At 71.0% G+C, this 13,540-nt stretch carries 11 protein-coding genes; 2 read left to right on the top strand and 9 right to left on the bottom strand.

Annotated elements, in window-relative coordinates:
- Nucleotides 1-53: 53 nt before the first annotated feature.
- From uvrC to uvrA, 3 genes are all read right to left on the bottom strand, one after another.
- A complete protein-coding gene (uvrC, locus tag ACFVXG_RS22705) occupies nt 54-2,111 on the bottom strand; it encodes an excinuclease ABC subunit UvrC (protein WP_387930107.1) in 2,058 nt (685 codons plus the stop codon).
- Between the two features lie 42 nt (nt 2,112-2,153).
- The gene (locus tag ACFVXG_RS22700) at nt 2,154-2,597 is read right to left on the bottom strand and encodes a Rieske (2Fe-2S) protein (protein WP_387930105.1); all 444 of its coding nucleotides are present in this window, start codon (nt 2,595-2,597) and stop codon (nt 2,154-2,156) included.
- 123 nt (nt 2,598-2,720) lie between these two features.
- Entirely contained in the window at nt 2,721-5,702 is a 2,982-nt protein-coding gene (uvrA, locus tag ACFVXG_RS22695; protein ID WP_387930103.1) for an excinuclease ABC subunit UvrA, read from the bottom strand.
- Between the two features lie 268 nt (nt 5,703-5,970).
- Between uvrA and ACFVXG_RS22690 the strand changes: the two genes are divergently transcribed.
- Both ACFVXG_RS22690 and ACFVXG_RS22685 read left to right on the top strand, forming a co-directional pair.
- Nucleotides 5,971-6,705, top strand: coding sequence for a maleylpyruvate isomerase family mycothiol-dependent enzyme (locus ACFVXG_RS22690; RefSeq protein WP_387930101.1), 735 nt, complete (start codon nt 5,971-5,973; stop codon nt 6,703-6,705).
- Nucleotides 6,706-6,762: 57 nt separating this feature from the next.
- Nucleotides 6,763-7,416: an MBL fold metallo-hydrolase gene (locus ACFVXG_RS22685; protein WP_387930099.1), complete on the top strand. Its 654-nt coding sequence runs from the start codon at nt 6,763-6,765 to the stop codon at nt 7,414-7,416.
- 73 nt (nt 7,417-7,489) lie between these two features.
- Here the strand turns inward: ACFVXG_RS22685 and ACFVXG_RS22680 are convergent, their stop codons facing one another.
- The 6 genes from ACFVXG_RS22680 to zapE all read right to left on the bottom strand — a co-directional run bounded on the left by ACFVXG_RS22680 (nt 7,490) and on the right by zapE (nt 13,456).
- Nucleotides 7,490-8,479: a TerC family protein gene (locus ACFVXG_RS22680; RefSeq protein WP_387930097.1), complete on the bottom strand. Its 990-nt coding sequence runs from the start codon at nt 8,477-8,479 to the stop codon at nt 7,490-7,492.
- A gap of 189 nt (nt 8,480-8,668) precedes the next feature.
- On the bottom strand, nt 8,669-9,247 hold the full coding sequence (locus tag ACFVXG_RS22675; RefSeq protein ID WP_387930095.1) for a TerD family protein: 579 nt from the start codon (nt 9,245-9,247) through the stop codon (nt 8,669-8,671).
- Nucleotides 9,248-9,491: 244 nt separating this feature from the next.
- Complete coding sequence (gene uvrB, locus ACFVXG_RS22670) at nt 9,492-11,582, bottom strand: excinuclease ABC subunit UvrB (protein ID WP_350509331.1); 2,091 nt, start codon at nt 11,580-11,582, stop codon at nt 9,492-9,494.
- Between the two features lie 44 nt (nt 11,583-11,626).
- Entirely contained in the window at nt 11,627-11,935 is a 309-nt protein-coding gene (locus tag ACFVXG_RS22665; RefSeq protein WP_387930093.1) for a helix-turn-helix domain-containing protein, read from the bottom strand.
- Complete coding sequence (locus tag ACFVXG_RS22660) at nt 11,935-12,312, bottom strand: type II toxin-antitoxin system RelE/ParE family toxin (RefSeq protein ID WP_387930091.1); 378 nt, start codon at nt 12,310-12,312, stop codon at nt 11,935-11,937. Before ACFVXG_RS22660 ends, ACFVXG_RS22665 begins: the two co-directional genes overlap by 1 nt.
- A 94-nt stretch (nt 12,313-12,406) precedes the next feature.
- Nucleotides 12,407-13,456, bottom strand: a complete 1,050-nt coding sequence (gene zapE, locus ACFVXG_RS22655; RefSeq protein ID WP_387930347.1) for a cell division protein ZapE — start codon at nt 13,454-13,456, stop codon at nt 12,407-12,409.
- Between the last annotated feature and the right edge of the window lie 84 nt (nt 13,457-13,540).

The raw sequence follows: 13,540 nt of genomic DNA, 5'->3' as shown, positions 1-13,540 counted from the left end.
TCCGGACAGCCGGGCGGGGTCGGGGCGCGCCGACAGACGGGCGGCGTCGGCCGTCATGGCGTCTCCTGGGATGGTGCGGTCTGGGGTGCTGCGGCCACCGGCTCAGCGGCTTCGTCAGCCCCGTCCTCGATGATCTCGCCGGTCGCGGTGTTGACCGCGGGTGCGGCGGGTGTACGGGACGACAACGCCGCCGCAACAGTCTCCGCGGTGCGGCGCCCGATGCCGGGTACCGCGCAGAGCTCGTCGACGGTGGCGGCCCGGAGCTTCTTCAGCGAGCCGAAGTGCTTGAGCAGCGCCTGGCGGCGAGTCTCGCCGAGGCCCGGGACGGAGTCCAGTTCCCCGGCGGTGAGTCGCTTGGAACGCTTGGCGCGCTGGTAGCCGATCGCGAAGCGGTGGGCCTCGTCGCGGACCCGCTGGAGCAGGTAGAGGCCCTCGCTGGAGCGGGGCAGCACGACCGGGTCGTCCTCGCCGGGCAGCCAGACCTCCTCCAGGCGCTTGGCCAGGCCGCACAGCGCGACGTCGTCGATGCCGAGTTCGTCCAGGGCGCGCCTGGCGGCGGCGACCTGCGGCTGGCCGCCGTCGACCACCAGCAGCTGCGGCGGGTAGGCGAAGCGCTTGGGGCGGCCGTCCTCGGTGCGCGGGCCGTCGCCGGGCTGGTCCTCGTCGGGCTCCTCCGGGACGGCCCACTCGCCGGTCTGCTCGCGCTCCTGGAGGTAGCGGCGGAAGCGGCGGCTGATCACCTCGTGCATCGAGCGGACGTCGTCCTGGCCCTCGAAGCCCTTGATCTGGAAGCGCCGGTACTCGCTCTTGCGGGCCAGGCCGTCCTCGAAGACGACCATCGAGGCGACCACGTCCTCGCCCTGGAGGTGGGAGATGTCGTAGCACTCGATCCGCAGCGGGACGGAGTCCAGCTCCAGCGCGTCGGCGATCTCCTGGAGGGCGCGGCTGCGGGTGGTGAGGTCGGAGGCGCGCTTGGTCTTGTGCAGGGCCAGCGCGTGCTGGGCGTTGCGCTGCACGGTGGCCATCAGGTCCTTCTTGTCGCCGCGCTGCGGGATCCGCAGGTCGACCTGGCTGCCGCGCAGCCCGCTGAGCCACTCCCGGACCGGGGCGGCCGGTTCGGGCAGGGCGGGGACGAGCACCTCGCGCGGGACGGACTCGTTGCGCTCGTCCGGGCCGGCGCCGCCGTAGAGCTGCTGGAGGGCGTGCTCGACCAGGCCGGCGGTGTCCACGTCCTCGACCTTGTCGGTGACCCAGCCGCGCTGGCCGCGCACCCGGCCGCCGCGGACGTGGAAGATCTGGACGGCGGCCTCCAGTTCGTCCTCGGCCACGGCCAGCAGGTCGGCGTCGGTGGCGTCGGCGAGCACGATGGCGTTCTTCTCCATCGCGCGCTTGAGGGCGCCGATGTCGTCCCGCAGCCGGGCCGCCTTCTCGTACTCCATCTCGGCGGCGGCCTCCTGCATCTGCTCTTCCAGCCGGCGCAGGTAGTTGCCGGTGCGCCCGGCCATGAAGTCGCAGAAGTCCTCGGCCAGCGCCCGGTGTTCGTCCGGAGAGACCTTGCCGACGCAGGGGGCGGCGCACTTGCCGATGTAGCCGAGCAGACAGGGGCGGCCGACCTGCCGGGCACGCTTGAACACGCCGTTGGAGCAGGTGCGGACGGGGAAGACGCGCAGCAGCAGGTCGACCGTCTCGCGGATCGCCCAGGCGTGCCCGTAGGGGCCGAAGTAGCGCACGCCCTTCTTGTGCGCCCCGCGCATCACCTGGACCCGCGGGTACTCCTCGTTGAGGGTGACGGCCAGTTCCGGATAGCTCTTGTCGTCGCGGTACTTGACGTTGAACCGCGGGTCGAACTCCTTGATCCAGGAGTACTCCAGCTGGAGCGCCTCGACCTCGGTGGCGACCACGGTCCACTCCACCGAGGCGGCGGTGGTGACCATGGTCGCGGTGCGCGGGTGCAGGCCGGCCAGGTCCTGGAAGTAGGACGACAGCCGCGGCCGCAGGCTCTTGGCCTTGCCGACGTAGATGACCCGGCCGTGGGCGTCACGGAACTTGTAGACGCCCGGGGAGGTCGGGATCGCGCCCGGCGCCGGGCGGTAGGTGCTCGGGTCAGCCATGGGTCCACCGTACCGAGTTCGGCTCGAAGTCGATCAACTGCTTCAGCTCGGGGTCACCTTGAGGTTGCCGCCCTCGACCGTGACGGCGTAGGCGGGCAGCGGGCTGGGGGCCGGGCCGTCCTGCACCGCGCCGTCGGCGATGCCGAACCGGCTGCCGTGGCAGGGGCACTGGATCTGCTCCTTCTTCACCTGGTCCACGATGCAGCCGGCGTGGGTGCACTTGGCGCTGAACGCCTTGTACTGGCCCTCGGTCGGCTGGGTCACCACGATCTTCTGCTCGCGGAACACCGTGCCGCCGCCGACCGGGACGGCCGAGGCCGGGCCGAGGTCCACCGGGCCCTTGGGCGCGCTGGTGGAGTCGGAGGAGCCGGCGGAGGAACTGCAGCCGCTGACCGCCAGGGTGCCGCCGGCCGCCAACACAGCCGCGGCCCCGCAGAGCAGGGTGCGGCGGGAGGTGGCGGGGCTGGTCTCGGGGGCCTCGGACATCGGTGCGCTCCTACGGTGTGCTGCTGCTGCGAGGGACCACGGAAGTCTATGCCGCACCCGCCCCGCCGCTCCCGGGATGTCCGGGAGGGCGGGACGTCCGGGAGCGGCAGGGGCCGGCAGGGGCTACTTCTTCGCCGCCGCGGCCCGCTTGCTCGGGGCCTTCTTGGCCGCCGCCGTCTTGGCGGCCGTCGTGCCGACCGCCTTGGCGGCCGCCTTCTTGGCGGGCGCCTTCCTGGCCGGCGCCGTGACCGGGGCGTCGGCGAAGTCGCCCGGCAGGATGTCCCGGAGGAACTTGCCGGTGTGGCTCTCCGAAGCGGCCGCGATCTGCTCCGGAGTGCCCTCGGCGACCACCGTGCCTCCGCCGGAGCCGCCCTCGGGGCCCATGTCGACGACCCAGTCGGCGGTCTTGATCACGTCGAGGTTGTGCTCGATCACGATCACCGTGTTGCCCTTGTCCACCAGCCCGCTGAGCACCTTGATCAGCTTGCTGATGTCCTCGAAGTGCAGGCCGGTGGTGGGCTCGTCCAGCACGTAGACCGTCCGCCCGGTGGAGCGCTTCTGCAGCTCGGAGGCGAGCTTGACGCGCTGCGCCTCGCCGCCGGAGAGCGTCGGCGCGGACTGGCCGAGCCGGACGTAGCCGAGGCCGACGTCGTTGAGCGTCCGCAGGTGGCGGGCGATCGCCGGGACGGCCTCGAAGAAGGCCAGCCCCTCCTCGATCGGCATGTCCAGCACCTCGGAGATGGACTTGCCCTTGTAGTGGACCTCCAGCGTCTCCCGGTTGTACCGGGCGCCGTGGCACACCTCGCACGGGACGTAGACGTCCGGCAGGAAGTTCATCTCGATCTTGATGGTGCCGTCACCGGTGCAGTTCTCGCAGCGGCCGCCCTTGACGTTGAAGGAGAACCGGCCGGGCAGGTAGCCCCGGACCTTGGCCTCCTGGGTCTCCGCGAAGAGCCGGCGGACGTGGTCGAACACCCCGGTGTAGGTGGCCGGGTTGGACCGCGGGGTGCGGCCGATCGGCGACTGGTCGACGTGCACCACCTTGTCCACCAGGTCGGTGCCGGTGATCCGGGTGTGCCGGCCGGGCACGCTGCGGGCGCCGTTCAGCTCCCGGGCGAGGTGGGTGTACAGGATGTCGTTGACCAGCGTGGACTTGCCGGAGCCGGAGACGCCGGTGATCGCCGTGAAGGTGCCGAGCGGGAAGCCGACCGTGACGTCCTTGAGGTTGTGCTCGCGGGCGCCGTGCACCGTCAGCTGGCGCTTCTTGTCCCGGTCGCGGCGGGCGGCCGGGATCGGGATGGAGCGCTTGCCGGAGAGGTACTGCCCGGTCAGCGACTCCTTGTTGGCCAGCAGCCCCTTCAACGCGCCGGAGTGCACCACCTTGCCGCCGTGCTCGCCGGCGCCCGGGCCGATGTCCACCACCCAGTCCGCGGTCTTGATGGTGTCCTCGTCGTGCTCGACCACGATCAGGGTGTTGCCGATGTCGCGCAGCCGCACCAGCGTCTCGATCAGCCGGTGGTTGTCCCGCTGGTGCAGGCCGATGGACGGCTCGTCCAGCACGTACAGCACGCCGACCAGGCCGGAGCCGATCTGGGTGGCCAGCCGGATGCGCTGGGCCTCGCCGCCGGACAGGGTGCCGGCCGCGCGGTCCAGGGACAGGTAGTCCAGGCCGACGTCGACCAGGAAGCGCAGCCGCTCGTTGACCTCCTTGAGGACCCGCTCGGCGATCTGCTTGTCCCGGTCGTTGAGCTTCATCGCGCCCAGGAACTCGGCGCAGTCGCTGATCGACATCGAGGAGACGTCGGCGATCGACCTGTCCTCGACGGTGACCGCGAGCACCACCGGCTTGAGCCGGGTGCCCTGGCAGGTCGGGCAGGGCACCTCGCGCATGTAGCCCTCGAAGCGCTCGCGGCTGCTGTCGCTCTCCGCCTCGGTGTGCCGGCGCTGGATGAACGGGACGGCGCCCTCGAAGCCCGTGCTGTACGAGCGCTCGCGGCCGAAGCGGTTGCGGTAGCGGACCTCCACCTGGTGCTTGTGCCCGTACATCAGCGCCTTCTTGGCGCGCGCGGGCAGCCCGGCCCAGGGGATGTCGGTGCGGAAGCCGAGCTCCCCGGCCAGCGCGTCGATCAGGCGCTGGAAGTACTCCTTGGCGTGCCCGGCCGACCACGGGTGGATCGCGCCCTCGTCCAGCGAGCGCTCGACGTCCGGCACGACCAGCTCCGGGTCCACCTCCATCCGGTTGCCCAGGCCCGAGCAGTCCGGGCAGGCGCCGAACGGCGAGTTGAAGGAGAACGAACGCGGCTCCAGCTCCTCGAACGACACGTCGTCGTACGGGCAGTAGAGGTGCTCGGAGTACATCTTCTCGCGCTCCGGGTCGCCCTCGGGGAGGTCGACGAAGTCGAGCACGACCATGCCGCCGGAGAGCCGCAGGGCCGTCTCCACCGAGTCGGTGAGCCGCCGCTTGGCGCTCTCCTTGACGGTCAGGCGGTCGATGACCACCTCGACGGTGTGCTTCTCCTGCTTCTTGAGCTTCGGCGGCTCGGCGAGCTGGACCGTCTCGCCGTCGACCCGGGCGCGCGAGTAGCCCTTGGACTGGAGGTCGGCGAACAGGTCGACGAACTCGCCCTTGCGCTCGCGCACCACCGGGCTGAGCACCTGGAACCGGGTGCCCTCGGCGAGCTCCAGCACCTTGTCCACGATCGCCTGCGGCGACTGCTTGGCGATCGGGCGGCCGCAGTGCGGGCAGTGCGGCTTGCCGATCCGGGCGAACAGCAGGCGCAGGTAGTCGTAGACCTCGGTGATGGTGCCGACGGTCGAACGGGGGTTGCGGTTGGTGGACTTCTGGTCGATCGAGACGGCCGGGGAGAGGCCTTCGATGAAGTCGACGTCGGGCTTGTCCATCTGCCCGAGGAACTGGCGGGCGTAGGAGGACAGCGACTCGACGTAGCGGCGCTGGCCCTCGGCGAAGATCGTGTCGAAGGCGAGCGAGGACTTGCCGGAGCCGGAGAGGCCCGTGAAGACGATGAGGGAGTCGCGGGGCAGGTCGAGCGAGACGTTCTTGAGGTTGTGCTCACGAGCACCGCGGACGATGAGGCGGTCGGCCACTGCTTCTGGCGCCTTTCTCCGGACGAGATGGCTTGCGGTGTGGGGGGTGTTCTTCTTCCAGGATGCGGCAGCCAGCCTATAGCTCAGACGTTCGAATCTCGACTTTGTCCAGCCGAGTCCACCCGAACGAGTGAGAGCGCCCGCCGGACCGTCCGTACCCGGACCGAAAAACCCCTGCTCAGGGGGCGGGAATCGGCGGTAGCGTCGACTGGTCAACGAGCGAGGCCCGCTCCGGGCAACGCACCGCCCCGCACAGAAGGCAGATTCGATGACCGACCCGCAGTCCGCAGCCGCCCACGCCGCCGAGCGGCTCGCCCTGGTGGAGGCCGGCACCCGGGAGCTGCTGCAGACCGTCGCCGAGCTCAAGCCGGAGGCCGTCGCCGAGCCCTCCGCACTCCCCGGCTGGACCCGCGGCCACGTCCTGGCCCACATCTCCCGCAACGCCGACTCCCTGGTCAACCTGCTGACCGGCGCCCGCACCGGCACCGACATCCCGCAGTACGCCAGCGAGCACGCCCGCGAGGAGGGCATCCAGGAGGGCGCCGGCCGCCCGCTGGACGGGCAGCTCGCCGACCTGCGCGAGTCCCACGAGCGCTTCCTCGCCGCCGCCGCGCTGATGACCGACGAGGACTGGGCCGTCGAGGTGCGGCACCGCTCCGGCGCGGTCTTCCCCGCCTGGGAGCTCATCTGGAAGCGCCTCGGCGAGCTGGAGTACCACCTGGTCGACCTGGACGGCGGCTACACCCCCGCCCGCTGGTCGGAGACCTTCGCCGTGGCCGAGTTCGGCAAGCTCGTCGCCAGGCTGGCCGGCGCCGACCTGCCCGCCGTCGAGCTGGTCGCCGAGGACACCGGGGACACCGGCCTGATCGGCACCGGCGAGCCCGCCCTGACCGTCCGCGGCCCCGTCCGCTCCCTCCTCGCCTGGCTCTCCGGCCGCTCCGCCGGCGCCGACCTGACCCGCACCCCCGACACCGCGCTCCCTCAGCTTCCCCCGCTGGGCTGAGGGCGCGAGGATGATCCTGAACCCTGTTGTAGCCGGACCCGGACGAGGAGCGGACGGATGACGTACCACGGAGCGGTCAAGGTCGGCGGACCGCCGGACGTGCGGGAGCTGGCCCACCTGATCATCACCAAGGTGGCCGTGGGGCCGTACGACAACAACGCCTACCTGCTGCGCTGCCGGGCCACCGACGAGCAGCTGCTGATCGACGCGGCCGCCGACGCCCCGGTGCTGCTGGAGACGGTCGGGGACGAGCTCGCGACCGTGGTCACCACCCACCGGCACCACGACCACTGGGGCGCGCTGGCCGAGGTGGTCGCCGTCACCGGCGCCCGGACCGCCGCCGGGGAGCACGACGCCGAGGGCATCGACGTGCCCACCGAGCTGCGGCTCGCGGACGGCGACACGCTGCGGGTCGGGGAGGTCGGGCTCACCGTCCGGCACCTGGTCGGGCACACCCCGGGCGCGATCGTGCTGGTCTACGACGACCCCCAGGGCCACCCGCACGTGTTCACCGGCGACTGCCTCTTCCCGGGCGGCGTCGGCAACACCTGGGGGGACCCGGCGGCCTTCGACAGCCTCTACCGGGACGTCACCGAGAAGGTCTTCGACGTCCTGCCCGACGAGGCCTGGGTCTACCCCGGCCACGGCAACGACACCACCCTCGGCGCGGAGCGCCCGCACCTCGCCGAGTGGCGCGAGCGCGGCTGGTAGCGCGCCCGAGCAACGCGAAGGGGCCCCGCGACGCGGTCTGCGTCGCGGGGCCCCGGCACGTCGTGCGGGCGGGTCAGGCGTCCAGCTTCTCCGGCTCCCGCTCGGCCTGCTCGGCCTGCACGGCCTTCTTCGAGGCCATCAGGCTGGTCACCGTCGTCACGGCCAGCACCACCACGATGAAGCCGAGCGAGAACGGGATGCCGATCTCCGGGACGTGCGCGCCGGCCTCGTGGGCGGCGTGCAGGACCAGCTTCACGCCGATGAAGCCGAGGATCACCGACAGGCCGTAGCTCAGGTGGACCAGCTTCTTCAGCAGCCCGCCGATCAGGAAGTACAGCTGGCGCAGGCCCATCAGGGCGAAGGCGTTGGCGGTGAAGACCACGTACGGGTCCTGGGTGAGGCCGAAGATGGCCGGGATCGAGTCCAGGGCGAACAGCACGTCCGTGGTGCCGATCGCCAGCATGACGATCAGCATCGGGGTGATCAGCCGGCGGCCGTTCTCCCGGACGAACAGCCTGGTGCCGCGGTAGTCCTCGGTGGCCGGGAAGCGCCGGGTGATCGACTTGAGCAGGCGGTTCTCCTCGAACTCCTCCTCTTCCTCGTCGGCCCGGGCCTCCTTGATCAGCTTCCAGGCCGTCCAGATCAGGAAGGCGCCGAAGATGAAGAACACCCAGGAGAACTGGGTGACCAGCGCCGCACCGCCGGCGATGAACACCGCCCGCAGCACCAGCGCGATGATCACACCGAACATCAGCACGCGCTGCTGGTAGATCCTGGGCACCGCGAACTTGCCCATGATCAGGATGAACACGAAGAGGTTGTCGACACTGAGCGACTTCTCGGTGATGTAGCCGGCGAAGAACTCACCGGCCGGCTGCGCGCCGGAGTGCCACCAGAGGAAGCCGCCGAAGAGCAGCGCCAGCACGACCCAGACGACCGTCCAGATCCCGGCCTCCTTGATCGAGACCTCGTGCGGCTTGCGCCCTCCGATGAAGAAGTCCGCCGCGATCAGTGCGATCAGCACACCGATCGTGGTGGCCCACATGGTTACGGAAACGTCCATTACTGCTCCTCCGGCAGCTAGGCGAGACAGGTCGTCACTGCCGGAGGTCTCTTCCGCCCATCGGGCCAGCGCCCCGGGGTGCCACGACGGGCACCCGTGATGACGGGGTCGGCTGTCGAGGAATACTCCCCTCCGCTGCCATCGAGAGTAACAGGGGAGGCAAGGAAAGGTAAAGAAGGTAAAGAACCGTCAGAGGAACGGCTCGATCGCCGGCAGCAGGTCCTGGAAGGTCCGCCCCTTCGCCGGGGCGCCGATCGCCTGCATCTCCCAGCCGCCGTTGCCGTCCCGGACCACCTTCGCCATGATCTGCCCGGTGTGCGGCCCGCCGCCCGCCAGCTCGTACCGGGCCAGCTCCACCCCGGTGGCCTCGTCCACCAGCCGGCAGTGCGCCTGGCGCACCTCGGCGAAGGTCTGCCCGGTGTACGAGCTGACCGTGAACACCACCTGGGTGATGTGCGGCGGCACGTGCAGCAGGTCGACCAGGATCGCCTCGTCGTCCTCGTCGCCCGAGCCGCCCTCCAGGTTGTCCCCGGTGTGCCGCACCGAGCCGTCGGTGGACTCCAGGTGCTGGAAGAACACCACGTCGGACGGGGTCCGCTCGGCGTACAGCAGCGCCGAGGCGTCCAGGTCGATCTTCCTGGTCCGGCTGCCGAACAGGCCCCGCTTGGGGGCGGCCTGCCAGCCCAGACCCATCCGCACCACGGTCAGGGCGGCGCCCGCGCCCTTCTGGAGGCTGACCCGCTGCCCCTTGGCAAGGTTCACCGACACGACGTTGTCCTCTCTGCCGGCCGCGCGGTCGCTGCCGCACGGCTCCCCGGTGGAACACCCCGTCGCCGTCCCCCGGCTGAGGCCCCCTCTGCTGGCGGCCCGCGACCCCGTCCCGGGGGCGCGATGCCGCAGGCCAGCCTAGGGCCTGCGGCACCCGCGACTCCTCCGAGTTACCCGGTTTGTGGCAAGGCTGAGACACCGCCGGGCTTGACCGGTGCCGAACCGGCCAAACCCGGCACGCCCGTCAGGCCACACCCGCCTCGCGCATCTGCCGCAGCTCCTTCTTCAACTCCTTGACCTCGTCACGCAGCCGCGCCGCGACCTCGAACTGGAGGTCGGCGGCGGCCGTGTGCATCCGGTCGGTCATCTCCTGGATCAGCTCCGCCAGCTCGGCGGCCGGCAGCGACTTCGCGGGCTTGCGCTCCGCGCCCAGCGCCGGCACCGGGGCCTTGCCCTTCCCCTGGTTGCGGTAGCCGGAGGAGAGCAGCTCGTCGGTGTCCACGTCCTCCCGGGCGAGGGTGTCCAGGATGTCGCCGATCTTCTTCCGCAGCGGCTGCGGGTCGATCCCGTGCTCCTTGTTGTAGGCCTGCTGCACGGCCCGGCGCCGGTTGGTCTCGTCGATCGCCTTCTCCATCGACGGGGTGATCCGGTCCGCGTACATGTGCACCTGGCCGGAGACGTTGCGGGCCGCGCGGCCGATCGTCTGGATCAGCGAGGTGCCGGAGCGCAGGAAGCCCTCCTTGTCCGCGTCCAGGATCGCCACCAGCGACACCTCGGGCAGGTCCAGGCCCTCGCGCAGCAGGTTGATGCCGACCAGCACGTCGTACCGGCCCGCCCGCAGCTCGCGCAGCAGCTCCACCCGGCGCAGGGTGTCCACGTCGCTGTGAAGGTAACGGACCCGGATGTCCAGGCCCAGCATGTAGTCGGTGAGGTCCTCGGCCATCTTCTTGGTCAGCGTGGTGACCAGGACGCGCTCGTCCTTCTCGACCCGCTTGCGGACCTCGTGCACCAGGTCGTCGATCTGGCCCTCGGTCGGCTTGACGATCACCTCGGGGTCGATCAGACCGGTCGGGCGGATGATCTGCTCCACCTGGCCGTCGCCGCGCGACAGCTCGTACGGGCCCGGCGTCGCCGACAGGTACACCGTCTGGCCGATCCGGCCCAGGAACTCCTCCCACTTGAGCGGGCGGTTGTCCATCGCGGACGGCAGCCGGAACCCGTGCTCGACCAGGGTGCGCTTGCGCGAGGCGTCACCCTCGTACATCGCGCCGATCTGCGGGACGGTGACGTGCGACTCGTCGATGACCAGGAGGAAGTCCTCCGGGAAGTAGTCCAGCAGGGTGTTCGGCGGGGAGCCGGGCTCGCGGCCGTCGAAGTGCATCGAGTAGTTCTCGACGCCCGAGCAGGTGCCGATCTGGCGCAGCATCTCGATGTCGTAGGTGGTGCGCATGCGCAGCCGCTGGGCCTCCAGCAGCTTGCCCTGCTTCTCCTGCTTGGCGAGCGTCTGCTCCAGCTCCTGCTCGATGCCGGTGATCGCCCGCTCCATGCGCTCGGGGCCGGCCACGTAGTGCGAGGCGGGGAAGACGTAGATCTGCTCGTCCTGGCTGATGATCTCGCCGGTGAGCGGGTGCAGGGTGTAGAGCGACTCGATCTCGTCGCCGAACATCTCGATCCGGACGGCGAGCTCCTCGTAGACCGGGAAGATCTCGATGGTGTCGCCGCGGACCCGGAAGGTGCCGCGGGTGAAGGCCACGTCGTTGCGCGCGTACTGGATGTCGACGAAGCGGCGCAGCAGCACGTCGCGGTCGATCTCCTGGCCGACCTTCAGCGGGACCATCCGGTCCACGTACTCCTGCGGGGTGCCGAGGCCGTAGATGCAGGAGACCGAGGCGACCACGATCACGTCCCGGCGGGTGAGCAGCGAGTTGGTCGCCGAGTGCCGCAGCCGCTCGACCTCCTCGTTGATCGAGGAGTCCTTCTCGATGTAGGTGTCCGTCTGCGGGACGTACGCCTCCGGCTGGTAGTAGTCGTAGTACGAGACGAAGTACTCGACCGCGTTGTTCGGCAACAGCTCGCGGAACTCGTTCGCCAGCTGCGCGGCCAGCGTCTTGTTCGGCGCCATCACCAGGGTGGGGCGCTGCAGCTTCTCGATCATCCAGGCCGTGGTGGCGGACTTGCCGGTGCCGGTGGCACCGAGCAGCACGACGTCCTTCTCCCCCGCCCTGATCCGCCGTTCCAAATCGGCGATCGCCGCCGGCTGGTCACCGTTCGGCTGGAAGGGACTGACGACCTCGAAGGGCGCCACGGACCGCTCAATACTCGTGATGGGACGCACGCCTCCACCGTACGACCCCCCACCGACAACCGAAGCCGTTCCGCTCAGGCCGCGTGGGCCTCGAACCTTATGGCGGGCTCGCGGGCGGGGTCGATCCGGACCGCGGCGTCGAAGGCGGCGGCGAGCAGTTCGATCAGCGGCAGGGTGGGGTCGACCCCGCTCTCCTCGATGCTCTCGACGGTCTCCTCGTCGAGCCCGGCCCGTTCGGCGAGTTCGGCGAGCGTCCAGCCGAGCGCGGAGCGGCGGGCGTACACGGCCTCGGCCAGCGCCATCCGCCGACCGGCCGCCCGGTACTCCTCGCTCTCGCGGTGCTCCGCCGGCACGGACCAACGGGTGTGGTAGCCGCTGCTCATCACCGCTCCTCGTCCCTGTCGTAGACCTCGTGGTCCTCGGCCGGCGCGTGCTCGGCCTCGCACACCTTCTGGGCTCGGTGGGCGCGCTCGACCTCATCGGTCTCGCGGTTCCTAGTCTTGCGGAAGACCGTCAGCAGCACAGCCCGCCGCCCGGGGGCGAGCCAGTACGTGATCCGGATCGGCCCGATCCGCAACTCCCGCAGCGCCCCGCCGAGGTGGCTGGCCAACGGGAAGGGCAGCAGTTCGCCGTCCTCGGCCAGGCGGTCGGCGGCGCGCTCGGCCGCCCGGTACTCGGTGAGTGTGCAGCCGCTGAGCCACTCCCGGACTTCGGGCTCGATCTCGACCGTGTATCCCGTCCGCGCCCCGCTGTCGGCCATGCGCCCCTCCGATCCGCAAGGGATCAACGCCCGACCGGGGCGGGGGTTACGGGCCCCCCGCGCAGCGGATGCAGGCGGGGGGGCCGGGCGGGGTTCAGCGCAGCTTCTCGCTGTCGCGGGCGAGGGCGACCAGGCGGGAGACGGCGCGGAGGTACTTCTTGCGGTAGCCGCCGCGCAGCATGTCCTCGGGGAAGACCTGGTCGAAGGGCAGGCCGGAGGCGGTGATGGGCAGCTCGCGGTCGTACATCCGGTCGGCGAGGACGACCAGGCGCAGCGCGGTGGACTGGTCGTCGACCTGGCGCACGCCGCGCAGGCAGACCGCGCTGACGTCGTCCAGCAGCGCGCCGTAGCGGCTGGGGTGGACGGCGGAGAGGTGGGCGAGCAGGGCGTCGAAGTCGTCCAGCGAGGCGCCGGGGGTGCGGGCGGCGACGGCCTCGACGGTGTCGTCGGGGTACGGCGGCGGGGCGTCGGGCAGGCCGCGGTGGCGGTAGTCTTGGCCGTCGATCCGCATCGGGCGGAAGTGCGCGGACAGGCCCTGGATCTCGCGCAGGAAGTCGGCGGCGGCGAAGCGGCCCTCGCCCAGCTTCTCCGGCAGGGTGTTCGAGGTGGCGCACAGCTTGACGCCGTTCTCGACCAGTCGGCCGAGCAGGGTGGAGACCAGCACGGTGTCGCCCGGGTCGTCCAGTTCGAACTCGTCGATGCAGAGCAGGGTGTGCCCGGAGAGGGTCCGGACGGCCTGCTGGAAGCCGAGCGCGCCGACCAGGTTGGTCAGCTCGACGAAGGTGCCGAAGGCCTTGGGGCCGGGGGCGGCGTGCCAGAGCGAGGCGAGCAGGTGGGTCTTGCCGACGCCGTAACCGCCGTCGAGGTACACGCCGGCCGGGCCGGTGGGGGCGGGGGCGGAGCGCCGGAACCAGCTGCGCTTGGGCGCGGAACCGTTTCCTCCGCCGAGGGTGCCCGCGAACTGCTCCAGGACCTGGACGGCCTCGTACTGGCTGGGCTGGGTCTGGTCCGGGATGTACGTCCCGAAGCTCACCTCGGCGAACCGGGGCGGCGGGACCATCTCGGCGACCAGCCGCTCGGCGGGTACGACGGGGCGGCGGTCGGAGAGCGCGATCGGGGCGCCGGCCGGGCTCGCGGCGGCTATCGACTCGGTCGCGGTGGCGGGGCGGGAGGCTGCGGGCACGTTAGTAGAGGGTACGCCTCGCCCCCGCGCCCTCCGAACCCGCTC

Origin of the sequence: Kitasatospora sp. NPDC058162 (assembly GCF_042884005.1) — a bacterium.
Taxonomy (GTDB): domain Bacteria; phylum Actinomycetota; class Actinomycetes; order Streptomycetales; family Streptomycetaceae; genus Kitasatospora.
Note: the sequence above shows the minus strand (reverse complement) of the source record. Positions and strands in the feature narration are given on the sequence as shown.

Bases quoted from the DNA above. Each gene is read 5' to 3' on its own strand.
- ACFVXG_RS22685 (WP_387930099.1), top strand. From the start codon at position 6,763: ATGACGTACCACGGAGCGGTCAAGGTCGGCGGACCGCCGGACGTGCGG.
- uvrC (WP_387930107.1), bottom strand. From the start codon at position 2,111: ATGGCTGACCCGAGCACCTACCGCCCGGCGCCGGGCGCGATCCCGACC.
- ACFVXG_RS22660 (WP_387930091.1), bottom strand. From the start codon at position 12,312: ATGGCCGACAGCGGGGCGCGGACGGGATACACGGTCGAGATCGAGCCC.
- ACFVXG_RS22690 (WP_387930101.1), top strand. From the start codon at position 5,971: ATGACCGACCCGCAGTCCGCAGCCGCCCACGCCGCCGAGCGGCTCGCC.
- ACFVXG_RS22680 (WP_387930097.1), bottom strand. From the start codon at position 8,479: ATGGACGTTTCCGTAACCATGTGGGCCACCACGATCGGTGTGCTGATC.
- ACFVXG_RS22700 (WP_387930105.1), bottom strand. From the start codon at position 2,597: ATGTCCGAGGCCCCCGAGACCAGCCCCGCCACCTCCCGCCGCACCCTG.
- ACFVXG_RS22665 (WP_387930093.1), bottom strand. From the start codon at position 11,935: ATGAGCAGCGGCTACCACACCCGTTGGTCCGTGCCGGCGGAGCACCGC.